General features: G+C 51.4%; 22 protein-coding genes and 1 riboswitch. Of the genes, 20 read left to right on the top strand and 2 right to left on the bottom strand.

Going from position 1 to position 24980, the window contains the following annotated elements:
- Positions 1-129 precede the first annotated feature (129 nt).
- From BMW93_RS16740 to BMW93_RS16720, 5 genes are all read left to right on the top strand, one after another.
- Complete coding sequence (locus BMW93_RS16740; protein ID WP_229240518.1) at positions 130-3522, top strand: SusC/RagA family TonB-linked outer membrane protein; 3393 nt, start codon at positions 130-132, stop codon at positions 3520-3522.
- 21 nt (positions 3523-3543) lie between these two features.
- Positions 3544-5121 carry a SusD/RagB family nutrient-binding outer membrane lipoprotein gene (locus BMW93_RS16735; protein WP_090378466.1) on the top strand — a complete coding sequence of 526 codons (1578 nt, stop codon included), beginning with the start codon at positions 3544-3546 and terminating at the stop codon, positions 5119-5121.
- 169 nt (positions 5122-5290) lie between these two features.
- Entirely contained in the window at positions 5291-6565 is a 1275-nt protein-coding gene (locus BMW93_RS16730) for an amidohydrolase/deacetylase family metallohydrolase (RefSeq protein WP_090378463.1), read from the top strand.
- Positions 6566-6667: 102 nt separating this feature from the next.
- Positions 6668-7600 carry an RraA family protein gene (locus tag BMW93_RS16725; RefSeq protein ID WP_090378459.1) on the top strand — a complete coding sequence of 311 codons (933 nt, stop codon included), beginning with the start codon at positions 6668-6670 and terminating at the stop codon, positions 7598-7600.
- A gap of 96 nt (positions 7601-7696) precedes the next feature.
- Positions 7697-8803, top strand: coding sequence for a bile acid:sodium symporter family protein (locus tag BMW93_RS16720; RefSeq protein WP_090378456.1), 1107 nt, complete (start codon positions 7697-7699; stop codon positions 8801-8803).
- Between the two features lie 171 nt (positions 8804-8974).
- Here the strand turns inward: BMW93_RS16720 and BMW93_RS16715 are convergent, their stop codons facing one another.
- A complete protein-coding gene (locus BMW93_RS16715) occupies positions 8975-9478 on the bottom strand; it encodes a GNAT family N-acetyltransferase (protein ID WP_090378453.1) in 504 nt (167 codons plus the stop codon).
- 141 nt (positions 9479-9619) lie between these two features.
- A riboswitch (TPP riboswitch) is annotated at positions 9620-9715 on the top strand.
- Between the two features lie 73 nt (positions 9716-9788).
- On the opposite strand from BMW93_RS16715, the gene thiS reads away from it, so the two are divergent.
- The 12 genes from thiS (at position 9789) to BMW93_RS16655 (ending at position 21234) form a co-directional block, all read left to right on the top strand.
- Positions 9789-9989, top strand: a complete 201-nt coding sequence (gene thiS / locus BMW93_RS16710) for a sulfur carrier protein ThiS (protein WP_090378451.1) — start codon at positions 9789-9791, stop codon at positions 9987-9989.
- 37 nt (positions 9990-10026) lie between these two features.
- Complete coding sequence (gene thiC / locus BMW93_RS16705) at positions 10027-11904, top strand: phosphomethylpyrimidine synthase ThiC (RefSeq protein WP_090378448.1); 1878 nt, start codon at positions 10027-10029, stop codon at positions 11902-11904.
- The gene (locus BMW93_RS16700) at positions 11904-13196 is read left to right on the top strand and encodes a thiamine phosphate synthase (protein WP_090378445.1); all 1293 of its coding nucleotides are present in this window, start codon (positions 11904-11906) and stop codon (positions 13194-13196) included. Before thiC ends, BMW93_RS16700 begins: the two co-directional genes overlap by 1 nt.
- Positions 13190-13957, top strand: a complete 768-nt coding sequence (locus tag BMW93_RS16695) for a thiazole synthase (protein ID WP_090378443.1) — start codon at positions 13190-13192, stop codon at positions 13955-13957. Before BMW93_RS16700 ends, BMW93_RS16695 begins: the two co-directional genes overlap by 7 nt.
- Positions 13947-15065 carry a 2-iminoacetate synthase ThiH gene (gene thiH / locus BMW93_RS16690; RefSeq protein ID WP_090378440.1) on the top strand — a complete coding sequence of 373 codons (1119 nt, stop codon included), beginning with the start codon at positions 13947-13949 and terminating at the stop codon, positions 15063-15065. The genes BMW93_RS16695 and thiH overlap by 11 nt, the downstream gene beginning before the upstream one ends.
- Before the next feature lie 54 nt (positions 15066-15119).
- The gene (gene moeB, locus BMW93_RS16685) at positions 15120-16163 is read left to right on the top strand and encodes a HesA/MoeB/ThiF family protein (protein WP_090378437.1); all 1044 of its coding nucleotides are present in this window, start codon (positions 15120-15122) and stop codon (positions 16161-16163) included.
- Between the two features lie 6 nt (positions 16164-16169).
- Entirely contained in the window at positions 16170-16976 is an 807-nt protein-coding gene (locus tag BMW93_RS16680) for a helix-turn-helix domain-containing protein (RefSeq protein ID WP_090378433.1), read from the top strand.
- Between the two features lie 72 nt (positions 16977-17048).
- Positions 17049-17990 carry a nitrilase family protein gene (locus BMW93_RS16675; RefSeq protein ID WP_090378430.1) on the top strand — a complete coding sequence of 314 codons (942 nt, stop codon included), beginning with the start codon at positions 17049-17051 and terminating at the stop codon, positions 17988-17990.
- A 104-nt stretch (positions 17991-18094) separates the two neighbouring features.
- Positions 18095-19234, top strand: coding sequence for an ATP-binding protein (locus BMW93_RS16670; RefSeq protein ID WP_090378427.1), 1140 nt, complete (start codon positions 18095-18097; stop codon positions 19232-19234).
- Positions 19235-19349: 115 nt separating this feature from the next.
- Positions 19350-20231: a sulfite exporter TauE/SafE family protein gene (locus BMW93_RS16665; protein ID WP_090378424.1), complete on the top strand. Its 882-nt coding sequence runs from the start codon at positions 19350-19352 to the stop codon at positions 20229-20231.
- Between the two features lie 63 nt (positions 20232-20294).
- A complete protein-coding gene (locus BMW93_RS16660; RefSeq protein ID WP_090378421.1) occupies positions 20295-20762 on the top strand; it encodes an NADH-quinone oxidoreductase subunit A in 468 nt (155 codons plus the stop codon).
- Positions 20763-20898: 136 nt separating this feature from the next.
- Positions 20899-21234 (top strand): helix-turn-helix domain-containing protein, encoded by a 336-nt coding sequence (locus BMW93_RS16655; protein ID WP_090378418.1) that lies wholly within the window; start codon positions 20899-20901, stop codon positions 21232-21234.
- On the opposite strand, the gene BMW93_RS16650 is transcribed toward BMW93_RS16655, so the two are convergent.
- Complete coding sequence (locus BMW93_RS16650; RefSeq protein ID WP_090378415.1) at positions 21235-21978, bottom strand: hypothetical protein; 744 nt, start codon at positions 21976-21978, stop codon at positions 21235-21237.
- A gap of 131 nt (positions 21979-22109) precedes the next feature.
- Here BMW93_RS16650 and nuoB point away from each other — a divergent pair, with 131 nt between their 5' ends.
- From nuoB to BMW93_RS16635, 3 genes are all read left to right on the top strand, one after another.
- The gene (gene nuoB, locus BMW93_RS16645) at positions 22110-22652 is read left to right on the top strand and encodes an NADH-quinone oxidoreductase subunit NuoB (RefSeq protein WP_090378412.1); all 543 of its coding nucleotides are present in this window, start codon (positions 22110-22112) and stop codon (positions 22650-22652) included.
- Positions 22649-23191, top strand: a complete 543-nt coding sequence (locus BMW93_RS16640) for an NADH-quinone oxidoreductase subunit C (protein ID WP_090378409.1) — start codon at positions 22649-22651, stop codon at positions 23189-23191. The genes nuoB and BMW93_RS16640 overlap by 4 nt, the downstream gene beginning before the upstream one ends.
- A 98-nt stretch (positions 23192-23289) precedes the next feature.
- Positions 23290-24969 carry a hypothetical protein gene (locus BMW93_RS16635; RefSeq protein ID WP_229240516.1) on the top strand — a complete coding sequence of 560 codons (1680 nt, stop codon included), beginning with the start codon at positions 23290-23292 and terminating at the stop codon, positions 24967-24969.
- Positions 24970-24980 lie beyond the last annotated feature (11 nt).

The raw sequence follows: 24980 nt of genomic DNA, 5'->3' as shown, positions 1-24980 counted from the left end.
CCCCTGCTTGTGTACGCTTAACAGCATCTGAATGAGGCTGCTGTGGGAATCATTATGCCGAATTTTAACCCGACAAAAATCAAAATTATGTCAAAAAGAGTACAATTTCACCATGCTTTACAGAAAATCATGCGCATTACTCTGTATCAAGCCCTGCTCTCCATCGCGTTCAGCACTTTCGTTCATGCGAACGACGTGCGTGGACAACGTGTGCTGGAACAAAAAGTGACTTTGCGTTTAGCCAATTCCGAGATTGACAAGGCATTGGAAAAGATCGAGAATGTGACGAAGGTTAAGTTCATGTACAACCCTCAGATCTTCAACAATCAGAAAGCATCCTATAAATTTCAGGACGAATCATTATCCGAAGTTCTCAGTAAAATTCTGACCCCGCATAAAGTTACTTACGAAGTGGTACAGGACCGCATTATCCTGCGCCGCGAACAGGCACCCGTTGAAGAAAATGCTGCCAAAACTGCTCCGAAACGTAATGTTACCGGAATCGTAAAGGATGAAACCGGCGCAGGTCTGCCCGGTGTGAGCGTGCTGGTGAAAGGTTCTCAGAGAGGAACTTCCAGCGACGCGGAAGGTAAATTTTTTCTGGATATCCCCGATGGCGAGGTTTCTGCCGCTGTCCTGGTTTTCAGCTTTGTAGGCTATACTTCGCAGGAAATCACTGTGGGCAGCCAAACGAACATTGATGTGCAGCTCGCGCCTGAGGCAAAAGCGCTGAACGAGGTTGTTGTAACCGCTTTGGGTATTTCGAAAGAGAAAAAAGCGCTCGCTTATGCAGTGACAGAGGTGAAAGGAAGCGAGTTTACCCAAGCCCGCGAAAACAACGTGGCCAATGCATTGACAGGTAAAATTGCCGGCGTTAACGCAACCGGTATGTCGACAGGTCCTGGTGGTTCGAGCCGCATTATCATCCGTGGTAACGGTTCTTTGAGCGGTAACAACCAGCCTTTGTACGTAATCAACGGTATGCCGATGGACAACAGCGTTCCCGGCGGTGGCAATGCTTCGGACGGTAACGGTAACAACACCGACCGCGGTGACGGTATCGGTGGTATCAACCCGGACGATATCGAATCGATCAGCGTTTTGAAAGGTGGCCCCGCGGCTGCGCTTTACGGTGCACGCGCTTCCAATGGTGTGATTTTGATTACTACGAAAAAAGGACGCGCGCAGAAAGGTATCGGCGTGGAATACAATGGCAATTTCTCGGTGGATAACCTTTCAATCATTCCTGACTGGCAATACGAATACGGCCAGGGTGTGGATGGCGTGAAGCCCACTACACAGGACGAGGCAAAAAGTTCAGGCCGCTTGTCTTATGGTGCGAAAATGGACGGCACCCCTGTTGTCCAGTTCGACGGCGTCGCACGCCCCTATTCTCCTCAGAAAAACAACCTGAAAAACTTTTACCGCACCGGTACCAACTATATCAACTCGCTGTCGTTCACGGGCGGTAACGAGCACGTCAACTTCCGTTTCGGTCTGAACAATACCAGCTCGAACAGCATTGTGCCGAATTCTTCCTTTACCAGAAGAATCGCCAACCTTAACCTGAATGCTTTCCTGGGTAAAAAACTGAGCATTGAAACGGTTGTTCAGTACAACATCGAAAACGGCCACAACCGTCCGAAAGTAGGTTACGCGGATTATAACCCGCACTGGGCAACTTACCTGGTAGCCAATACCGTGGACATCAGAAGCCTTTCCCCCGGCTACGACGCGACAACCGGCAAGGAAGTTGAATGGAACCCGGTACCAGCCGCTCCGAACCCTTATTTCGTGATCAACAAGTTCAAGAATGAAGATCAGAAAAACCGTTTCCTGGGCCAGGCGAACATTAAGTACGATATCCTTGACAACCTGTTCATCAAAGGTAGCGTGAGCCGCGACTATTACGATTTCAGCTACGAATTCGTGGTACCGACCAACAATGCATACCAACCGCTGGGAACCTACGAATCGAAAAAAGTAACTTCGTCGGAAACCAACGGAATGCTGACGCTGAACTACCAGAAGGATTTCTCGGAAGACCTGAATTTCTCGGCATTGGTGGGTGGTAACATGCAAAGAAGCATTACCGACCAGACTGCATTCAACGGTACGGAGTTTACGATTCCAGGTTTTTACAGCTTTACCAACCTGGCTACCTCGACCGTTGTTCCGACCTATAACAAAAGCGCTATCAACTCCATTTTCGGTTCCGCGGATTTGGGTTACAAAGGCTTTGCTTACCTGACCGTATCGGGCCGCCAGGACTGGTTCTCCGTATTGAACAGCAAAAGCAACAGCATTTTCTACCCTGCGGTAGGTGGATCGTTGATCCTCTCGGAGGCATTCAACCTTCCGACGGCAGTAAGTTTCGCAAAACTGCGCGGTTCATGGGCACAGGTGGGTGGCGCAAACGTGCTTCCTTACCAGATTTACCAAAGCTATGCAATGGCGGTAGGTGGCCACAATGGAAGGCCGGTTCAGCAATTGTCATCGTCGGTTGTACCAAACCCCGATTTGAAACCGCTTACTTCAACTACCTATGAAGCGGGTATCGAAGCCAAATTCCTTCAAAACCGCCTGGGAATCGACCTTACGCTCTATAACCGCAAGACCACGAACGACATCGTTCAAAGTAACATCGCAGCAACATCGGGTTACACTTCCGCTTTGTTGAACGTAGGCGAACTGAGCAACAAGGGTATCGAACTTTTGCTGACCGGAACTGCGATGAAGCGCACCAATTTCCTTTGGGATATAAGCTACAACGTGGCCTACAACAAAAGCGAGATCATCAAACTGGCCGATAACCTGCCTAGCCTCAGTATCGGAACCGGTGTGGGTGGTGGTTTGATCAATAACGTTGTGGGTGGTACTTACGGCGAGGTTTGGGGTTACAACAAGCTCAAAGATGCCAACGGCAACATTGTCTACAACACAGCCAGCAACTACGCGGTACGCGGCAACCTGGAAAAACTGGGTAACGGCACGCCTCCATGGACAATGGGTATCACCAACAATTTCAAATACAAAAACTTCTCGCTGAACATCCTCATCGATGGCAAATTCGGAAGCGTGGTGTATTCGAACATGTACCAGTATGCCTACCGCTTCGGCTTGCCTAAGGAGACGCTTCCTGGTCGTGAAACCGGCCTGACAGTAACCGGTGTAACGCCGGAAGGTGCTCCATTCAGCAAAACATGGGAGAAGAAAGACATTGATACCTACTATGACAATGATAAAAACTACACAGGTATTTTCACGTTCAACAATGATTTCGTGAAACTCCGCCAGATCATCCTGAGCTACAACCTGCCTGCTTTCTCGGTACTGGGTGCCAAGCTGCAATCGGCTTCGATCTCGATCGTGGGACGTAACCTTGCCTTGCTCTACAAAGACAAACGCAACAAATACTTCGATCCGGAATCAAGCTATACCAACGGTAACGCGCAGGGACTGGAAGCATTTGGTGTGCCTCGTACCAGAAACATCGGCGTGAACCTGACAGTGAAGTTTTAATCATTCAAAATTTTTGTCACGATGAACAAATTCCTGAAACTATCATATATGGCCATGATGGCCGCCTTCATCTCCTCCTGCGACAATAATTTCGAGGAAATGAATGTGAACCCCAATGCGTCAAGGGATGTCGTACCCGGCTTCCTGTTTACCCGGACGCAGCTAACGACCGTGAGCAACAACTTCACCGGCGGCGCCTACCTGACGATCGGGCAGTCGATGCAGCATTTCGCGACCTACAAAGAAGTGCCTGCGGCGGGTGATAAGTATTTCAATTATACCTATTCCAATGGCAACTGGGCATTGTTCGGCGGCGACCCGGCTACGGCAGGCGCGGTAATCGACATTGCGCAGGTAATCGACGCGCTGAAAACATCACCGGACAATGTGAACAAAATGTCGGTTTCACGTATCTGGAAAGCCTACCTGTACCACCGCCTTACCGACCTTTACGGCGACATTCCTTATTCGGAAGCAGGCAGGGCGCTGACCGACAAGAACTTCACGCCGAAGTATGACTCGCAGGCGTCGATTTACGCGGATCTATTGAAGGAGCTCGACGAATCCATCGCTGCATTCGACGCTTCGAAAGCTACTTTCGGCAGTGCCGACCTGGTATACGGTTCACGTTCGGCTGCTGAGCAGATCACCATGTGGAAAAAATTCGGTTATTCGCTGATGCTCCGTCTTGGAATGCGTCTCACCGAAATTGATCCCGCGATGGCTGAAACTTGGGTGAAGAAAGCCATTGCAGGCGGTGTGATTACGGCCGATTCGGAACTCGCCAAGATCGATTACGTAGATGGCTCTATCACAGCCAGCCGTAACTTCATCTCGGCCGGTCTGATGAGCACCGACTATGTGAATCCGGGTGGCGATAATGTAGAAGGCGGAAAGTTTGCAAAAACATTGATCGACCATTTGAAAACGACCAATGATCCGCGCCTGAATGTAATTTCGATCGTTTGGATTCCTTCGGCCGATGGCAAAAGCTTCACCGCAGACACCACGACCGCCTTGCAGAAAGGGATGCCTAATGCAGCCTTCAATAGCCGTCCGGCCGATTTCAATACCTATTCGGAGCCTAACCCGGCCACGATCCTGAAATACAGCGCGCCGTTGCTGGTAATGACCCCGGCCGAAATGCACCTGCTGCTCGCGGAAGCGAACCTCAGAGGCTGGTACAGCGGTGCGACTGCCGAGGCATCTTACAATGCAGCCGTCACTTCCGCCTTGAAACAATGGGCGCTGTTTGGAACATCGGGTGTAATCTCGGATGCTAAAATCGCGGCTTACCTGAAAAACAATGCATTCAACACGGCCGGTACAACCGCCCAGAAAATGGAGCAGATCGGTACGCAAAAATGGCTGGCGCTGTTCCTGGAAGACGAATACGAGATCTTCTCCAACTGGCGCCGCACGGGTTATCCGAAGCTGACGCCAACCAACTATCCGGGTAACCTCACGGGCGGTAAAATCCCGACCCGCTTCGTGATCCCAGATTCTGAGGAGCTCTATAACAAAGTGAATTTTTACGAAGCGCGTACCCGTCAGGGCGGTACTAACACGCTTTCGAGTGTAGTTTGGTGGGATAAATAAGCGGGGCCCATGCGCTGTTTGTTTATGAAGTAAATGACCGATACGGATTGCCGACCAAAATCGGCAGTCCGTATCGCTTTTTAAGCCTAAAAATTTTTCGATCTGTGAATGAGGAATTTCAATGTGTTTTTTGTCTTAACTATAATAGCTCTTTCCTAAACCAAAACCCATGATCAAAAAAGTATTCATTGCCGCTGCCCTCTTCTGTTCTGCCGGTTTTGCCGCACACGCACAGAAGTACTCGATCGTCATCAAAGGCGGTCACGTGATTGACCCCAAAAACAATATCAACAGCATTATGGACGTCGCCCTGAAAGGCGATACGGTCATGCTCGTAGCGAAGAACATCGATGCCAAAGAAGGCGTCCAGGTGGTGAACGCCAAAGGGCTATTCGTCACCCCCGGCCTGATCGACATGCACTCGCACAATTTCTTCGGCACCAGAATGGACCAGACTTACAGCAATGGTCCTAATGCGCTTCCACCCGACGGCTTTACCTTCCGTACCGGCGTTACCACCGTCGTGGACGCTGGCTGTGCCGGCTGGAAGTCGTTCCCCGATTTCAAGAAACAAACCATCGACGCTTCACGCACACGTGTGCTCTCGTTCCTGAACATCGTAGGCGAGGGTATGCGCGGCGGTACGTACGAGCAGAATGTGGAGGATATGGACGCTGCCGCAACCGCCAAAGTCGCGAAAGAATATCCTGAATATATTGTGGGTATCAAACTCGCCCACTTCAACGGTTACAACTGGGCGCCTACCGACCGCGCCGTGGAAGCGGGCAAGCTGGCCAACATCCCGGTCATGATCGATTTCGGCGGCAGCCAGCCAGTATTGCCGATCGAAGAGCTTTTCATGAAGCACCTCCGCCCCGGTGACATTTTTACCCATTGCTTTGGCCAGCTCGCCAGCCGCGAACCGATCGTGGACGTGAAAGCAGGCAAAGTGAAGCCGTTCGTGTATGAAGCACGCAAAAAAGGCATCATTTTCGACGTGGGTTACGGCGGTATCAGCTTCGCGTTCTCGCAAGCGATTCCGGCCATCAAAACCGGTTTTTACCCGAACACCATCAGCACCGACATCCATACCGGCAGTATGAACAATGCGATGAAAGATATGCTCAATGTCATGTCCAAATTCCTAGCGATGGGTATGGACCTGCCTGCGGTGATCAAAGCCAGCACCTGGGCTCCCGCGCAAGCCATTCACCGCGAAGAGCTGGGTAACCTTTCGACAGGCTCTCGTGCGGACGTATCCGTGCTACGCGTGCTCGACGGCAAGTTCCAGATGAACGACACCGGCACATTCGGTTTCTTCGATTACACCGGCGCCAAAGTACAAGGCAAGCAGAAACTGGAAGCGGAAGTAACGATCCGCGCAGGTAAAGTGGTGTATGATCTCAACGGCCTGACCAACCCGATTGTAGTTTCAAGAAGATAGCCGTCACAATGGAAGTCCTTGCGGCCGCACCCGAAGGGCTTCCATTCATTTTTTGCCTAATTTTACCTACTCAATATATCCCTGCCGTACATTTTCTGTCTTATGAAACTACCGATTCTCTCTTTAACGACGATCCTGACCCTGACCTTCGGAAGCCTGCAAACCGCACATTCGCAGGCGATCCCGAAAGAAGAACTGATTTTCCTGACCTCCGAATGGAAAGGTGAACGCTTCCCCGACGGCCGCCCGAAAATTTCCGACGACCTCGTCCGCCGCGCGAAGGAAATCAATATCGAAGAAGCTTGGGTAGTGCTCAAAAACGAGGGCTACAACTGCCAGTTCGAAGGCAACTGGAAAATTGTACACGACGACGTGGTGATCGCCGGACGCGCATTGACGGCGCAGTTCATGCCTTCACGCCCGGATATCGAGAAGAATATCAAAGATCGCGGCGCCAAGCAGGGCCGCATCGGCAACACCAACTCCTGGCCGATCGACATGCTTAGCAAAGGCGACGTATATGTGGCCGACGGTATGGGCAAAATCGTAGAAGGAACGCTGATCGGCGACAACCTTGCTAACTCCATTTTTGCCAAAACCGGCAATGGCGTGGTCTTCGATGCCTCTGTGCGCGACCTCGACGGCCTTTCCAAAATCCCGGGTTTCAATGCATTTGTCCGCGATTTTGATCCTTCCTACTTGAAAGACGCGGTGGTAACGGGCATTAATACCCCCATCCGCATCGGCCGTGCGGTGGTGCTCCCGGGTGACCTGGTTTTGGCAAAAAAAGAAGGTGTGATCTTCGTACCTGCACATATGGTCGAGAAGGTGGTGCAAACTGCCGAGTTCATTGCATTGCGCGACAAATTCGGCATTCAAATGCTGAAAGCAGGCAAGTATACCCCGGGCCAGATCGACAGCCAGTGGACCGATACTTTGAAAAACGACTTCCTTAAATGGCTGGACAACAACCCGAACGAAATTCCCATGAAACGTTCGGAGCTTGACGAATACATGAAAAAAAGAACCTGGTAAGCGAGTAATCCAGCCTGGTTTTCAGCATTTCCTGTTTGGTAAGACAGACAGGAATTTTCTTTCGCTTTTTCAAAATTGCATTTTAAATACATTTATATGAATATTTACAAGCTCATGTCCGCCGTCGCCGCGGTATGTCTGCTGACAGCGCTCTACTTCGCTTTCACGGGAAACCTCCCCTCGGCCGGTCCTTTCTTTATCGGGTTCTTTCTGTCGCTAGCCATCAGTTTCAGAGGTTATGAAAAGTTGAAAGGCTTCACCTACACTACCGTCATTTTTGCGGCCGTAACCACGGCATTGTACTACCCGCAGCATTTCCTCACCGTAGGCGACTTCAAACTTTCGACGCTCATTACCCCGTTAATCCAGATCATCATGTTCGGAATGGGTACTTCCATGAGCTTCGGTGATTTCGTGGGAGTCGTTAAAATGCCCAAAGGGGTGTTGATCGGCGTTGTGAGCCACTTTATCATCATGCCTACTATTGGCTACACACTGGCAAACCTCAGCGGTTTCCCTCCTGAAATCGCAGCGGGTATCATCCTCATCGGTTGCTCGCCGAATGGTATGGCTTCTAACGTAATCTCCTACCTGGCCAAAGCGAACCTCGCATTATCTATTACCATCACTGCCATTTCCACTATGCTCGCCCCGATCGTCACGCCAATCCTCATGAGCATGCTCGCGGGCGCATTCGTGAAGATCGATACGCTGCATATGATGTGGGATATTATTAAAATGGTGATTATTCCCATCGGCGCGGGGCTGCTCTTCAACAAGCTTTTCAGTGGAAAAGTGAAATGGCTCGACGCCGCTATGCCGCTCGTTTCGATGGGCGGGATCGCATTCATTATCGTGATCATCACCGCTGCCGGCCGCGATAGTCTGCTGTCGATCGGGCCTGCATTGCTGCTGCTCGTATTGATCCACAACCTCTCGGGCTACACGCTCGGTTACTGGTCGGGCCGCCTGTTCCGCATGAGCGAGCGCGACTGCCGCACGATAGCCATTGAAGTAGGTATGCAAAACGGCGGGTTAGCCTCCGGGATCGCCAAGGAAATGGGTAAAATGGCCACAGTCGGCCTCGCACCGGCGATTTTCGGGCCGCTTATGAACATTACCGGCTCCATTCTCGCTTCCTGGTGGCAAGGAAAGCCTACCGGCGATGAAGAAACTTATGTAGAAACGGGCAGAGCTCATTAACGAAATGGCGCGAAGGTCTCCTTCGTGCCTGATATTCGAAGGCCTCCGGCCGGTCAGTACTGCAAAACGTTGCAAGTGTAATGACCGGCCGGAGGCCTTCAAATATTATGTACAAATCAAGAGATTTGCACCAGCTTCGCCATATTTTCTACCTCCCTTTTCTTCCTTATCTTAATCCTCCTCCAACAACAGCTGCATATAAACCAGATCCAGCCACTGGTCGAATTTGTAAGCTACTTCTTTCAGATACCCCTTCTCCACAAACCCGTATTTCTTGTGAAATTCAATACTCGCGCGGTTGGAAGCGTCGATGCATCCAATCATCGTATGCAACCCCGATTCCTTCGCGCGTTGGATCAGGCTGCCTAGCAATTTACCTCCAACACCCATTCCGCGTGATTTTTCGTCGAGATAAATGGAATGCTCTACACTGAATTTATACCCGATTTTCGGACGAAAAATATTGTAGGAACCATAACCGATCACTTCCCCTTCCAGCTCCGCCACAATTACCGGCATACCGTCATAGAACATCTGTTCAAACCAGGCCTTTTGTTGATCCAGGGTCCGGGGTTCGTAGTCATAAATAGCCGTGGTGTTCAGAATAGCGTGGTTGATAATTTCCAACAGCGAAGGCAGATCCTTAGGAGCAGCACTTCTGATGATCAAATCCATCAAAATAAAGCAGGTCGTTATACAGGTTTAATATTAGGGTCAAAAATACCTTATTATTTTAAAAAATTTCACGCCTAATCCCCAATCCGGCTTACGTTTTTTTCTAATTCTTTTGAAAATCCTGAATTTCGAATAGCTTTGCCTCAACTTTAGGGGTGTCCCACCATGCGGACTGAGATCATACCCTTTGAACCTGATGCAGCTAGTACTGCCGAAGGGAAAAGCAGGAGTTACACGATTATGTAGCTCCGTCTATTCTTTCTTCATAGGTCCATTCCTAAGGTTTTTTGTATTTAAAACTGAATCAGGAATGGAAATTATCCTAAACGGTCAGGCAAAGCAAATCGCCGCCAATCACACGGTAGGGCAACTCGTATCCGAGCTGTTTCCGTCCGGCAAAGGCATCGCCGTAGCCATTAATCAATCGGTAGTCCCGAAATCCGACTGGCCTACACGCCTGTTCTCCCCCAACGACCAGATCACGCTCATCACCGCCACGCAAGGCGGCTAGCCGCCCATTATCCCACCATTTAACCAGAAATATCATCATGAAGACAGAAAAAACGCCGGAAACCATCACCCGCGCCCCGTTCCCCAATTCGCAGAAAATATATGTAAAAGGGCAGATCCACGACATTTCCGTGGCCATGCGCGAGATTTCGTTGAACGACACCCGTATCCACGGGCGGTTAGGTGCAAGCGAGCCTAATGAACCCGTAACCGTTTACGACACCAGCGGCCCTTACACCGACCCTGGTATTGAAATAGATGTTAAAAAAGGCCTTCCCGCATTGCGCGCGGAATGGGTACGCTCGCGCGGCGACGTAGAAGAACTGGAAACCATTACCTCCGAATACGGCCGGATGCGCCTCGCCGACGAGAAACTTGACCATTTGCGGTTCGCCCACAATGCGAAGCCACTCCGCGCAAATGCCGGACAAAACGTTTCCCAGCTGCATTATGCAAAAAAGGGCATTATCACACCCGAAATGGAGTACATCGCCATTCGTGAAAACCAGCGCATCGACGCGCATTTGCAATCGCTGAATGGCAAAGCGGGCGCGTTGGCGCACCAGCATGCGGGACACAGCTTCGGCGCGAATACGCCAAAAAGCCACATTACCGCCGAATTTGTAAGAGAAGAAGTGGCTGCCGGGCGAGCGGTAATTCCTTCGAATATCAACCACCCGGAAAGCGAGCCGATGATCATCGGGCGGAATTTTTTGGTAAAAATCAATGCCAATATCGGTAACTCTGCCGTGTCGTCGAGTATCGAGGAAGAGGTAGAAAAGGCCGTTTGGGCGTGCCGCTGGGGTGCGGATACGATTATGGACCTGTCGACCGGCAAAAACATCCACGAAACCCGCGAATGGATCATCCGTAACTCGCCGGTACCGATCGGAACGGTGCCTATTTACCAGGCTTTGGAAAAAGTGAATGGCAAAGCGGAGGACCTGACCTGGGAGCTTTTCCGCGATACGCTCATCGAGCAAGCCGAGCAGGGCGTGGATTACTTCACGATCCATGCGGGCGTGCTATTGCGATATATTCCGCTGACGGCCAAACGCATCACCGGTATCGTTTCGCGCGGCGGATCGATCATGGCGAAATGGTGCCTGGCGCACCATAAGGAGAACTTCCTGTACACGCATTTCGAGGAAATATGCGAGATCATGAAGGCATACGACGTCGCATTCTCGCTCGGCGACGGCCTGCGCCCCGGCAGCATTGCCGACGCGAACGACGCCGCGCAGTTTGCGGAACTGGAAACGCTCGGAGAACTGACCAAAATCGCCTGGAAGCACGACGTGCAAACCATCATCGAGGGGCCCGGACACGTGCCGATGCATTTGATCAAGGAGAATATGGAGAAGCAATTGCAGCACTGCCACGAAGCGCCATTCTACACATTAGGCCCATTGACGACCGACATCGCACCCGGCTACGACCACATTACTTCGGCCATCGGTGCGGCGATGATCGGCTGGTTCGGTACGGCCATGCTTTGCTACGTTACGCCCAAAGAGCATTTGGGACTACCCAATAAAAAGGATGTCAAAGACGGCGTGATCACCTACAAGATCGCCGCCCACGCCGCCGACCTAGCGAAAGGACACCCCGGCGCACAGTACCGCGACAATGCATTGAGCAAAGCCCGCTTCGAATTCCGCTGGGAAGACCAGTTCAACCTTTCACTCGACCCTGATACTGCCCGCGATTTCCACGACGAGACACTACCTGCCGAAGGCGCCAAAGTTGCGCATTTCTGCTCGATGTGCGGCCCGAATTTCTGCTCGATGAAGATCACGCAGGACGTACGCGACTACGCGGAAGAAAACGGGCTGGATACCGAGGCCGCGGTCAGCGAAGGAATGCAGCAAAAGGCGCGGGAGTTTGCGGAGAAGGGCAGTGAAATTTATTTGTAATGGAAAATTTGATTGTCATAACCCATCCGGAAATGCTCCCCGGCGAGGCTGGTATGATTAACGGGCTCTTCGCACAAGGTCTTGCACGCCTGCACGTACGTAAGCCCGCAGCGGCCGAGGCGGATTTGCGCGGGTTATTGGAACAGATCGACCCGAAGTTCCGCGGACGCATAGCATTGCATCAGCATCATGCATTGGCCGAAGCATTTGGAATTACCCGGCTGCATTTCACGGAAAGTAACAGGTTGGCGCAGCGTGCCGATACATTCGAAGGTTTAAAAAGGAATGGATTTAAAATCAGTACTTCCATTCATAACCCTGCCGATGTTGAAAAGCTCTCCCATTGCTTTGATTATGCATTTCTGGGACCTGTTTTTGACAGTATTTCAAAGAAAAACTATAAGGCTGCATTAACGGGTGACTCCTCATTGAACCGGTTCAACTTCCCCGGAAAGCTGATTGCATTGGGAGGGATAGATGATACCAGATTGGACCTTGTCGCTTCTCTCGGATTCGATGGTGTAGCGGTATTAGGCGCAATCTGGACGGAGCCGGCCAATGCCGTTACAGCATTCCGGGCGCTCGCCTCAGCCCTGGCCGCGAGCCCCGGGTTTAAACCCGGCGGAGGGGGGACCGGTACCGGCCCCGGGTTTAAACCCGGGGTTAAAAAAATTGACAGTCTGCATTTCATTTCCAATGAAACCGGAACGATGTCCCATATCGACAGCATTCGGCTTGCCCTGGAAGCAGGCTGCCGGTGGATTCAGCTGCGGGTGAAGAACCGGCCGGAGCAAGAAGTGCTCCCCATTGCATGGGAAGCAACGCGGCTATGTGATAGCTATGACGCCAAACTGATTATCAATGACTTTCCCCGTGTGGCATTAGCCGTAGAGGCTTACGGCCTCCACCTCGGCCTCGCGGACATGCCTGTGCCCGAGGCACGCGCCCTCGTGGGTGGGAAAATAATCATCGGCGGCACCGCCAATACTTGGGACGACATTGTAAGAAGGATCGATGAAGGTGCCGATTACATTGGCCTCGGCCCGTTCCGGTTTACGAGTACCAAGCAGAATCTCAGTCCCATTCTCGGCATTGAAGGCTACGGAGCCTTCATGCGCCAAATGCATGCAGCCGGACATACCACGCCCATCATCGCCATCGGAGGCATTACACCCGACGATATTAGTGCGCTCCGCGAAGCTGGCCTTCACGGTGTGGCAATGTCGGGGGCATTGACCGGCGCGGCCGATCCGCGAAAAACATTTCACCAAATCCAACAAGCATTATGCTGACCATTGCAGATAAAACATTTCAATCCAGGCTCTTCACCGGCACCGGCAAGTTCGGTTCGGCTGCCGTGATGGAAGAAGCCCTGCTCGCCTCCGGCTCCGAACTGGTGACGGTAGCCCTGCGCCGCGTAGATGTGCACGACGCGCAAGACGATATTTTGGGTCATTTAGATCATCCCCACATTCATTTGTTACCCAATACTTCCGGCGTACGCACGGCTAAGGAAGCGGTTTTCGCAGCCCAGCTGGCGCGCGAGGCATTGGAAACCAACTGGCTGAAACTGGAAATCCATCCCGACCCGAAATACCTCATGCCCGACCCGATCGAGACGCTCAAAGCCACCGAGGAGTTGGCTAAACTGGGCTTCGTGATCCTTCCTTACATTCATGCCGATCCCGTGCTTTGCAAACGGCTGGAAGCCGCCGGTGCTTCCGCAGTGATGCCGCTAGGCTCGCCGATTGGGAGCAATAAGGGTTTAAAAACCATTGACTTCCTTGAAATTATCATCGAGCAAAGCAAAGTACCTGTGGTGGTAGATGCAGGAATCGGTGCACCTTCGGATGCAGCCAGGGCAATGGAAATAGGCGCCGATGCCGTGCTGGTCAATACCGCCATTGCCGTGGCGGGCAACCCGGTGGCGATGGCCGGGGCATTCAGGCTGGCCGTGCAATCGGGAAGGATGGCTTATGAGGCCAGATTAGGATCGAGAGGTAACCTGGCAGTGGCCAGCAGCCCGTTAACTGCATTTCTGGATGAGCTTTAAAGAAGAATTCGCGCGGTATTCGTGGGACTCGGTGAAGGAGGACATATATTCCAAAACATCCGCGGACGTGGAAAGGGCATTGACGGCCCCGAAAAGGACATTAGAAGATTTCAAAGCACTGATTTCGCCAGCCGCTGCCGCTTACCTGGAACCGATGGCCCGGCTAAGCCGGCAGTTGACCCGCAAGCGATTTGGCAATACCATTCAAATGTACGTGCCGCTGTATTTGTCCAATGAATGTACCAATATATGTACCTACTGCGGGTTTAGTCTGGACAACAAAGTGCGCCGCCGTACGCTCACCGATCGTGAAATCCTCCGAGAGGTGGAGGTGATCAAAACCATGGGCTATGAGCACGTGCTGCTTGTAACCGGCGAGGCGAATCAGACTGTACACGTGGAATATTTCAAAAAAGTACTGGAACTGATCCGTCCGCATTTCGCACAGGTTTCGATGGAAGTACAGCCGCTCGACCGCGATGAATATAAAGAACTGATCCCGCTTGGCTTGCATTCGGTGCTGGTATATCAGGAAACCTATCACCAGGAAGATTACCGCAAACACCATCCGAAAGGCAAAAAAGCCAACTTCAACTACCGCCTCGAAACCCCTGACCGGCTTGGCCAGGCGGGCATTCACAAGATGGGTCTGGGCGTGCTAATAGGTTTGGAAGACTGGCGTACCGACAGCTTCTTCACCGCCCTGCATTTGAATTACCTTGAAAAAACCTATTGGCAAACGCGTTACAGCCTTTCATTCCCTCGCCTCCGCCCATTCTCGGGTGGCCTCGAACCGAAAGTGGAAATGAGCGACCGCGAGCTCGTACAACTCATTTGTGCCTATCGGATTTTCAACGAGGAGGTCGAACTGTCGCTCTCCACGCGCGAATCCGAGAAATTCAGGAACCATTGCATTCAATTGGGTGTAACATCCATCAGCGCCGGGTCCAAAACCAATCCGGGCGGCTATGCCGTCGAGCCCGAATCACTCGAACAATTCGAAATTTCGGACGAAAGAACGCCCGCCGCTATCGCCCAAATGATCCGCGAAGCGGGCTACGAGGTGGTTTGGAAGGACTGGGACGCGTCGCTAATTTTGAATGAGTGAATACACTCTCAACATTCACCCATTCACTCATTGACTCATTCACTCATTTACAACATGACGCCAATCGAACGCAAACGCTACGCCAGGCAGATTATTATGCCGGAAATGGGCCTCGCAGGCCAGGAAAAGTTGCGTGCAGGCAAAGTGGCCGTCGTGGGTGCGGGCGGGCTCGGGTGCCCGGTGCTGCAATACCTGGTGGCTGCGGGCGTGGGCGAGATCGGCATTATCGACGACGATACTGTGGACCTGACCAACCTGCACCGCCAAATACTGTATTCGGCCGATGATGTAGGTAAAAATAAAGCCATTACCGCGGTCGAAAAGTTGTCGGTACTCAATCCATTCGTACGCCTCACCGCCTACCCCGACCGCCTTACGGCCGAAAACGCGACAGATCTGCTCCACGGCTACGACCTGATCATCGACGGCTCCGACAATTTCGAAACCCGCTATCTGGTCAATGATTTTTGTGTAGAACTGGATAAACCCTTTGTCTTCGGCTCCATTTTGCGTTTCGAAGGGCAGGTTTCGGTGTTCAACTTTCGGGGCGGACCTACCTACCGTTGCCTGTTCCCCGATGCGGAAGAAGGCGACAATTGCGCGGAAGCCGGTGTAATGGGCGTCCTGCCGGGTATTATCGGCACTTATATGGCCAATGAAGCGATTAAGATCATTGCCGGTATTGGTGAACCGCTATCCGGCAAACTACTGGTAATCAACACACTTTCCAATAGCCAATCCGTTTTCCAGTTTACACGATCGGCAGCAGCTGCTTCCAAAAAATCGTCCGAAATCGCCGCCAAACAGCCGGTGGTAGAAAACACGCGCGAAATGTCTTTCGACGAATTCGAAGCATTGCAGGAAGCCGATCCCGAACAGGTTTTGCTTGTGGATGTTCGTGAATATTATGAATTTGAGGCGGATAATTTCGGCGGCGAGAACATCCCACTCTCCGAAATCCCTGAAAGTATCGAAACTTTTCCTTTGGGTAAAAAAATCGTTTTCTACTGCAATAGTGGCAAACGAAGCTTGCAAGCCGCCAAATTACTGGCGCAAAGCGGCTACGCAGGGCAGAGTTTCTGGGCGCAGCACTGGTAACCAGCTATGCAGATCAAACCGTCACCCCTCCTTTCTGGCATCGTGCGGCATTTTCTGGTGATAGAAAATGATACACAGCCGGCCATGCGGATTTTTTCGGATGGTAATACGGGCGTGGTGTTCAACTATGGCAGCCCGCTTTTCTGCCAACATGAAATACATTCCGGCCCCACACGCTTGCCGGCCAGCTTTTTGTACGGCCAGTTGGATTGCTACCGGAACGTCTGGACGCAGGGGAATATCCGCCTGCTCATTGCAGTACTCTATCCGTTCGGCGCGGCGGCATTGCTAAAAATCCCTGCATCTGAATTGCGGAACCAGATTTTGGGCTGCCACGAGTGCTTCAAAACAGGTACTGAGCGGGTAAACGATGAAATTGCATTGTCCCCCGCCATTCATGACAAAATCCGGATCGCCGAACACTTTTTGTTATCCCAACTCGGGCAGCCATACAACTATAATACACTGGTAATCAATACCATTAAAATCATTCATTCGCAAAACGGACTGGTACCCGTTGCACAGCTCACCGCATTGACCGGCTCCTCGGAACGCCAGCTCCAGCGGAAGTTTGAAGAGCAGATCGGCATTTCACCCAAGCGTTACGCGGGCATTGTACGCATGCAAAACGCACTCAGGATGCTGCGCAAAAAATCCTTCGATTTGTCGTTGGCCGGCGTCGCCTGCGAATCCGGCTTCTTCGATCAGGCACACCTGATCCGCGAAATGAAGAATCTTTCAGGTCTCACGCCCGGACAATATCTCAGCCCGCAAAACGTCCTCGCCGCGAATCTGATCCGGCTTGCTCATTAGTTTCCGCCGCTTGTCGGGTTTGTACAATACAGGAGCAATCCGTTCGTGTATTTTTGGATAAAAAAGCCAGCTATGAAACCGATCAAAATCGCAACAGCCCAGTTTGAAAATAAAAGCGGGGATAAGGATTACAACCTTGGCGTAATTCGCCAACTCGCAGGTGAGGCCGCCAAAGCAGGCGCACAGGTCATCGCATTCCACGAATGCTCGGTTACCGGCTACACCTTTGCACGGAATTTGTCGCGGGAACAACTGCTCGACGTGGCCGAATACATCCCCGGCGGTCAGAGCATTCGGGTATTGCAGGACATTGCCGCGGAGCACGAAATCGTGGTCCTCGCCGGATTGTTCGAGAAAGATGCGGCCGGCAAAATGTATAAAGCCTACGTCTGCGTGGACAAAAACGGACTCGTCGCCAAGTACCGGAAGCTTCACCCTTTCATTAACCCCAATCTTACACCGGGTGATCAGTATGTGATTTTTGATTTGCTTGGGTGGAAATGCAGCATTCTTATCTGCTATGATAACAACATTATAGAAAATGTAAGGGCTACGAAGCTGCTCGGCGCCGACATTGTTTTCATGCCGCATGTGACCATGTGTACGCCCTCCACGCGCCCGGGCGCCGGGTTTGTCGATCCTGCGCTCTGGCACAACCGCGAAGCCGACCCTACTTCCCTTCGCCAGGAGTTCGACGGGCTCAAAGGCCGCGCCTGGCTCATGAAATGGCTTCCGGCACGCGCGTACGACAATGCCGTTTTCGCCATATTCTCCAATCCCATCGGCATGGACGAAGACCAGCTCAAAAACGGCTGCTCCATGATCCTCGACCCCTTCGGTGACATCATCGCCGAATGCCGCAAACTCGACAACGACTTCACCATCGCCACCCTCACCCCCGAAAAACTGCAACAAGCCGGTGGCCATCGCTACATCCAGGCGCGCAGACCAGAACTTTATGGCGACATTATCAGTCGGGACCACGTTTCCGAACAGCGGGTGATCTGGCTATAAAACCTAAATTCGTTGAACGAATTCAATGAATTTAGCTAAATTGGTTGAATTAACTCAATGAATTTAGCTAAATTCGTTGAATCAATTCAGCCAATTTAAAGAAAATGGGTTTTTCAAGACATATTCTTTCGCAGATAATCGATAAAACGGCCTCTAACAAGGTGCTTATAGTTTATGGTGCCCGCCGTGTCGGAAAGACGCATTTGATGAGGCTTGTGGAAGAACAATTTACAGGTAAGTCACTATTTCTTAATGCAGAGGATCTCGACACAGTTACACTATTGTCGGATAGGCGCACTGCCTCGTTTCGCCGTTGGGTAACGGATATCGACCTGCTTATCATCGACGAAGCACAGGTTGTGCCGGAAATAGGCAAGTCATTGAAGCTACTCATTGACTCATTTCCCAAACTCACCATTCTGGCAAGCGGTTCCTCTGCATTTGAATTATCGCACAAAACCGGCGAGCCACTCGTCGGGCGCCAGATCCGGTTCCAGCTCTTCCCGATTGCCCAAATGGAACTGTCGAAAGACGAAAATTACCTAATAACAAAGCAGCAACTCGAAACGCGGCTCATCTACGGCACCTATCCCGAGGTTTTGAAAAACGAAACTGCGGAAGCCAAAACCGACTACCTGAAAGAATTGGTCAGTGCCTATCTATTGAAAGATATTCTGATGTACGAACAGGTACGCTACTCGCATAAAATGCTGCAACTGCTGCAACTCGTTGCCTATCAGGTCGGGCAGGAAGTTTCCTATGACGAGCTTTCCAAAACGTTGCAACTCGACCGAAACACTGTGGAACGGTACCTCGACTTGTTTTCGAAAGTATTCATCATCACGCGCATCGGAGGGTATAGCAAAAATCTCCGCAAGGAAGTAACCAAATCGTCCAAATGGTATTTCCTCGACAACGGTATCCGAAATGCCCTGATCAACAACTTTCTTCCCATGAACCAGCGCACGGATAACGGTGCATTGTGGGAAAACTACCTTGTAGCGGAAAGGTTAAAATACAATTCATATACGCGCAGAACACCTCTCACGCATTTCTGGCGCACTTACGATCAACAGGAACTGGATTGGCTGGAAATCGAGAACGACCAGTTGAGCGCCTACGAATTCAAATGGAGAGACACCAAGGTAAAATTTCCGAAAGCATTTGTCGAAGCTTATCCCGACGCCGCCACGCATTGGGTTAACCAGGGAAATTTCATCGATTTTGTCACAGGCGGAATATAACCCAGGGTCACCGCAAGGCGCTTTAAGCAAAATTTAATAATCTATCAATTACGTAGATTAAATAGTTTTGCTATTTTTGTAAACTCTATATTCCAAAATTCTAAAATTCAAGGTAATGCTTGCCAAAGTGCTCTCGCTCAAACTGCCCTCGTCACCGACGTGGTATATCGTTCCGGCTGCGGCCATCCTGTTGTTGCTTGGCCTCCTGCTGACGAACGGCGTTATCAGCGTCGATACCGAAGCGGTGACCGACTTCCTGACCGGCGAGTTTGCATTATATGTATTGGTAGGATTGGCGGCGCAGCTTGTAGACGGTGCACTGGGAATGGCATATGGCGTCACTTCCAATTCGTTTTTGCTGAGCCTGGGTGTTACCCCGGCAGTGAGCAGCGCAAGCGTGCATTTCGCGGAAATGTTCACGACCGGCGCTTCGGCCATTTCGCATTTCCGTTTCAAGAATATCAATAAAAAACTTTTCAAAAGCCTGCTAATCCCTGGCGTATTAGGCTCTATAACAGGCGCGTACCTACTATCCGACGTAATCGACGGAAATTTTATCAAGCCGTTCATCGCGTTTTATATGCTGGTACTCGGCGTGATCATCATCCGCAAGGCATTGCAAAAGACCTTTGTTAAAAATAAAACCAAACGCATCAGCATTCTGGCAGCAACGGGTGGTTTTCTGGATTCTATCGGCGGTGGCGGCTGGGGCCCTATCGTTACTTCTACCCTTCTCGGACAGGGCCGTGACCCGCGTTACACCATCGGGTCGGTGAATGCGGCCGAATTTGCCGTAGCCTTCGCCAGCGGTATTACCTTTATGCTTTTCACAGGTGTCGATAGCTGGAAAGTCGTGCTGGGACTGATCGTCGGTGGCGTCATGGCCGCTCCGTTTGGTGCTATGCTTGTGGGTAAGATCAAACGCAAGCCGCTGATGTTGCTCGTGGGTGTACTCGTCATCGGGCTCAGCATACGCACTATCCTGCTCAGCATTTAATAATCCCGTTTTCACGATATCCGGCGCATTTTGCCTAGTTTTGCACAAAACAGGCACATTACCATGCTCACCGATTTCGGTTATATCCTGCTCTTCATCATCGCCGCGCTGATATTACTCGGCGTGATGCTCACCATCGCGAAGTTCCTGCGCCCGCACAAGCCTAACGAAGAGAAACTGTCCACCTACGAATCCGGTGAGGAGCCGTTGGGCAACGCCAATATCCAGTTCAATGTACGGTTTTATGTAGTTGCACTGATTTTCGTGTTATTCGAAGTCGAATTGCTGTTTCTTTTCCCCTGGTCCGTCGTATTCGGAAGCAAAGAGCTCATCGAACAAACCAACGGCCAATGGGGCTGGTTCGCGATGGCTGAGATGACCGTTTTCATCGGCATCCTAATCTTCGGCCTCGCCTACGCCTGGGCGAAAGGCTATCTCGACTGGGTACTACCCAAACCCCAGATCCCGGACGTCAAATCCCCCGTTCCTGCGGACTTGTACGCGAAGGTGAATGAACGGTACAAGAAGTAACATATATAACTTTCTGATAAACAACCTCATAAATTATCAAAAGGTGGCGTTGTTTTATCGAATTATATTGACAGTTGCTTAAAAAATGCCGACTTTTCGGGCTTGTCACCTATTCTGTTATCATCAACAAAATTCTATGGAGGCATTCACAAAAAATTTGCGCGCCAGGCGTGAACGAAAAGGATTTTCCACGGCCCATATGGCGGCTTCGCTCAAGATTACCGAAGAACAGTACCATCAGCTGGAAAACGGGCATACCGACCCCTCCGTCGATACATTGAAGCGGCTCTCTGACGTCCTGAACAGCTCGGTATCCGATCTGATTTCCGATCGTCCGGTGCAACAAATCGTACAGGACGTTCCGATAGGCCATTTTTCGCCCGAGTCGCTGAGTGAAATGGATAAGGATACCTACATTAAAATACTCGAAAACCAGCTGCGTACACTGCTTGCCGAAAAGAAGGGGGCATAATCAGTGCATTCCAGTCCATTTTTTCATGTGCGGGCGGGGGAAGAAAACCAATCCCAGTTGCACATAAAGCTGGTTGACTTTTAATCGTGACAGGTCGTCGACGGTGACGTTATCGCCTTTCCATTTGCGTCGGCCGAGAATGGGCTGATGGTAGGTCAGCTTACCGCTCAGATACACTTTTTCGTGGATTTTAGGCAGAAAATCCATTTTATAATCGACCCCGATTCCCCCGTGCAGGTTGATATTGGCCGTGTAAAGCTTAACTGCCTGGTAGCCCGACGGATTGTTCAGGAGCTGCTGGGCCGATACCGAAGCATTGCTCTTGATATTCAGCCTGTACAACATGAAATCCGCGCCGAGCGGGATCGTCACGTTCCAGCGTGCATTGTTCACAAGTTTCGGCCCGCCGTCCGTACCAATGCCCAATCCGTTCAGGTATGCCTTGCGCGTGTCGCGGTCGGAAGTATAGTTAGTGCTGTTCATGATGATGATCCTGGCCTCCGAGAACCATCTCTGCGACTCGGTGCGGCGCGCGAGTACGAGGTTACCCATGAAGGAGGTAAACGGTTTTACTTGCAGACGCGAAAGCTGGTCGCGCAGGGTTTTGTTGTTGGGAAGCATCCCTAACTCCGCATAAACGGCCATGCCGGTCTTGAAGATCCTGACGGTGGAATCGGTTTGGGCCGACGCCGTACCGATGCAAAAGGCCGAAAACAGGAAACTGATGAGTAATTTGTGTTTCATATAGTTGAAGTCTTGTGTTGGTTTTGTAACGCCACCTGAAACGGTTTCTTGCCAAATATGGTTAGTTTTGCAAGTGGGTAATGCATTTTAAAGCAATATCCGTACCAAAATCCGGCATCTTCAAAATATTCATGAGTGAACGAATCAAAACCGGCGACGGCGGCATTATCCTGACCAATGCGGAAGACCTGATGAACTGGGCCCGACTGTCGTCGCTATGGCCTATGGGCTTCGGTTTGGCGTGCTGCGCGATTGAAATGATGGCTACCTACGCGGCCAACTACGACCTCGAACGTTTCGGGATCATGCCCCGGCCTTCGCCCCGGCAGTCGGATGTGATGATCGTGGCCGGTACCGTTACATTCAAAATGGCCGACCGCATCCGCAGGCTGTACGAACAAATGCCGGAGCCGCGCTACGTGATCTCGATGGGCAGTTGTTCCAATTGCGGGGGCCCGTACTGGGAGCATGGCTACCACGTGGTGAAGGGCGTCGACCGCATTATCCCCGTGGATGTGTATGTGCCCGGATGCCCGCCCCGGCCCGAGGCGCTGATCGGCGGTTTTATGAAATTGCAGGAAAAAATCCGTGGCAAGCAGGAAGCCGTACCCGGCCTCTTTCTCGAAATGGAAGCCGCCGGTGAAAAAGCCGTTTATCCTAACCTCCCAATATGACTTTTCAGGAAATCACCGATATCGTTGCCGGCCGGTTCCCGGAGTTCGCCGTTACGGCCGAGACCAAAAATCCACAACCCGCGTTGATCGTGCCTGCGGAAAGCATTGCAGCCGTTTGCCGCTTTTTGCACGAAGACCAAAGGTTTTATTTCGACTATCTGGCCTGCATTACGGCCATCGACAATGGGACCACTGCCGACACCATGGAGCTGATTTACAACCTCACCTCCATTCCTTACGGCATCGATCTCACCCTGAAATCCATTTTCCCGAGAAATACAGCGGAAACCACATTGCCATCCGTGCCAACGGTGAGCCACATCTGGCGTACCGCCGACTGGCACGAGCGCGAGGCCTACGACCTGATGGGCATTACCTTCGAAGGACATCCCGATCTTCGCCGGATATTGCTTCCCGAAGACTGGGAAGGGCATCCGCTTCGCAAAGACTACGATGCGCAGGAAAGGTACCACGGCATTTACGTTCGCTATGAAGACGGTAAGCCTCTGGAACCATCCAGCCATCCGGACAGGGTTTAGGATATGTTTTTCGTGCATCCGGGCAAATAATCGTACATATTTGGTAGCATGAAAAAGCCTCGTTATTTTTCGTTATCAAATTTTTAATGATCTCCCGCATGCGCTTCATCATATTCGCAGCCCTCTTTCTGGGCATTTTGCATTCAGCATCCGCTGTTACCGACTCACTCGTTATCAAAGGCCGGATCAATAACCTCAACGGAAGGCTTTACCGACAGGCCCCTTTCATTACTTTTTCACGGAACAATATCCTGCAACCGCAGTCGGAGCTGAGCAAGCAGGCCGATTTGCAGGCTGATGGAACGTTCCGCGTATCGCTTCCCATGCTTTTCCCGCAGGAAGAGATTTACATGGATTACGGCGGAAAGGCATTCACGACGTTTCTGGGATCGCCGGGAACGGTCGAAATTACCTTTAACGGAGATTCGATCGGTAAGGCCAAAAAGTTGTTCTTTTTCGCAGGTGCCAATGCGGATGCAAACAACCAATATCCGCTGTATCTGGCCGCGGAAAACCAACGCTTGAATGGCAGCAGGACATTGGGTACCGAGTTTTTCAAGACATTCTGGGAGAAAAGCCCGTCCGACGCCCGTTTTATCGCGGAAAGTCGTGGCGAACTGCGGCTGGGATCGGTGAAAGCTGCGACGCAGAGCACCGTAGCATCGCCGGTGTTATATAATTGGGTCAAATCGGTGACGGATGAGGAGCAATTGCAGATTTTATATGAACACGCATTGGGTAACCAATACCAGGTGAGCAAGGCGCTACTCGATAGCCTGAAACGCCTGGACAAGGCGCCGTTGACGGGGCAGCGCGTAATCTGGGCGAACCGCTTCGGCAACTACGCGGACCAACTCGTGGACGGTAAAAAATTCGATAACCCTAGCCGCACCAACTCCCTGCCCGTGAAACTCATGGCAACGCTTATCCGCGATAATGCCAAAAACCTTTCTGCAGACGACCGCCAGCACCTGAACCAGATCACATCCAACGGCCTGGCCGAAAAAGGCGAACTCGATTTCATGAACAAGCTTTTCGCCCGTAACGAACTGGTATTGAACCTGCTATTCAACTACGAACGCGAAAGCCGCATTTACAGCGATCTGTTTGACAGCACGGCTACGGAGTTTCTGAAAGTACGTTACCTGGCCAGGAATCTTTACAAATACACCTACCAGCAACAATTGCTGCTCAACAATCATATTAAATCCCGGACAGGCATTCCGCAATTCAAGCAATCGCTCGACGAGATTATCCAGCTCGAAGTGAAGGACAGCGCGAATATCCGTAAGTTGGTTGATTTCAAAAATGTGCGAACGGCTCCCATCGAAGCATTGCCCGGCTATTACCTCAGCGCTTCGAACGACCGCGGCACTTCCTGGTTCAACGGGATCGTGGATGGACTTAAAGGGAAGACCATCTACCTCGTCAAGTGGAATATCGAGGATGCCAAGAGCCGCGAGGAACTGGATTTCATACCCGCATTGCAGGCGAGACTGCCAGAAAATATTGTGTTCCTGTTCGTGCATTTTTCAACCGAAAATTACACGGTTTCGGACGCGCTGCTGCGGCAATACATTGTGCGCCACAGGTTGAAAGGCATTCACATGTCGATCGACGATAACCAGGCGATGGACCTGCTGTTCCGCCTGAACCCGCTGGACTTCGCGACATTTTCCATTATCCGGCCCAATGGCAAGTTTGCCACCAAAAATGCCCCGGCACCGAGCGATACGGAGAAAACGGCCAAGGCGCTGATCGAGGCCAACAGCCAGTAAGTATACCTCGG

The organism is Dyadobacter sp. SG02 (genome assembly GCF_900109045.1).
In the GTDB taxonomy this organism is placed as follows: domain Bacteria; phylum Bacteroidota; class Bacteroidia; order Cytophagales; family Spirosomataceae; genus Dyadobacter.
The sequence above is the reverse complement of the archived record's forward strand: the minus strand, read 5'-3'. Positions and strand labels throughout refer to the sequence as shown.

Excerpts from the sequence above, each read along its gene's own strand:
- BMW93_RS16740 (WP_229240518.1), top strand. The coding sequence starts at position 130 with ATGCGCATTACTCTGTATCAAGCCCTGCTCTCCATCGCGTTCAGCACT.
- BMW93_RS16735 (WP_090378466.1), top strand. The coding sequence starts at position 3,544 with ATGAACAAATTCCTGAAACTATCATATATGGCCATGATGGCCGCCTTC.
- BMW93_RS16730 (WP_090378463.1), top strand. The coding sequence starts at position 5,291 with ATGATCAAAAAAGTATTCATTGCCGCTGCCCTCTTCTGTTCTGCCGGT.
- BMW93_RS16725 (WP_090378459.1), top strand. The coding sequence starts at position 6,668 with ATGAAACTACCGATTCTCTCTTTAACGACGATCCTGACCCTGACCTTC.
- BMW93_RS16720 (WP_090378456.1), top strand. The coding sequence starts at position 7,697 with ATGAATATTTACAAGCTCATGTCCGCCGTCGCCGCGGTATGTCTGCTG.
- BMW93_RS16715 (WP_090378453.1), bottom strand. The coding sequence starts at position 9,478 with ATGGATTTGATCATCAGAAGTGCTGCTCCTAAGGATCTGCCTTCGCTG.
- thiS (WP_090378451.1), top strand. The coding sequence starts at position 9,789 with ATGGAAATTATCCTAAACGGTCAGGCAAAGCAAATCGCCGCCAATCAC.
- thiC (WP_090378448.1), top strand. The coding sequence starts at position 10,027 with ATGAAGACAGAAAAAACGCCGGAAACCATCACCCGCGCCCCGTTCCCC.
- BMW93_RS16700 (WP_090378445.1), top strand. The coding sequence starts at position 11,904 with ATGGAAAATTTGATTGTCATAACCCATCCGGAAATGCTCCCCGGCGAG.
- BMW93_RS16695 (WP_090378443.1), top strand. The coding sequence starts at position 13,190 with ATGCTGACCATTGCAGATAAAACATTTCAATCCAGGCTCTTCACCGGC.
- thiH (WP_090378440.1), top strand. The coding sequence starts at position 13,947 with ATGAGCTTTAAAGAAGAATTCGCGCGGTATTCGTGGGACTCGGTGAAG.
- moeB (WP_090378437.1), top strand. The coding sequence starts at position 15,120 with ATGACGCCAATCGAACGCAAACGCTACGCCAGGCAGATTATTATGCCG.
- BMW93_RS16680 (WP_090378433.1), top strand. The coding sequence starts at position 16,170 with ATGCAGATCAAACCGTCACCCCTCCTTTCTGGCATCGTGCGGCATTTT.
- BMW93_RS16675 (WP_090378430.1), top strand. The coding sequence starts at position 17,049 with ATGAAACCGATCAAAATCGCAACAGCCCAGTTTGAAAATAAAAGCGGG.
- BMW93_RS16670 (WP_090378427.1), top strand. The coding sequence starts at position 18,095 with ATGGGTTTTTCAAGACATATTCTTTCGCAGATAATCGATAAAACGGCC.
- BMW93_RS16665 (WP_090378424.1), top strand. The coding sequence starts at position 19,350 with ATGCTTGCCAAAGTGCTCTCGCTCAAACTGCCCTCGTCACCGACGTGG.
- BMW93_RS16660 (WP_090378421.1), top strand. The coding sequence starts at position 20,295 with ATGCTCACCGATTTCGGTTATATCCTGCTCTTCATCATCGCCGCGCTG.
- BMW93_RS16655 (WP_090378418.1), top strand. The coding sequence starts at position 20,899 with ATGGAGGCATTCACAAAAAATTTGCGCGCCAGGCGTGAACGAAAAGGA.
- BMW93_RS16650 (WP_090378415.1), bottom strand. The coding sequence starts at position 21,978 with ATGAAACACAAATTACTCATCAGTTTCCTGTTTTCGGCCTTTTGCATC.
- nuoB (WP_090378412.1), top strand. The coding sequence starts at position 22,110 with ATGAGTGAACGAATCAAAACCGGCGACGGCGGCATTATCCTGACCAAT.
- BMW93_RS16640 (WP_090378409.1), top strand. The coding sequence starts at position 22,649 with ATGACTTTTCAGGAAATCACCGATATCGTTGCCGGCCGGTTCCCGGAG.
- BMW93_RS16635 (WP_229240516.1), top strand. The coding sequence starts at position 23,290 with ATGCGCTTCATCATATTCGCAGCCCTCTTTCTGGGCATTTTGCATTCA.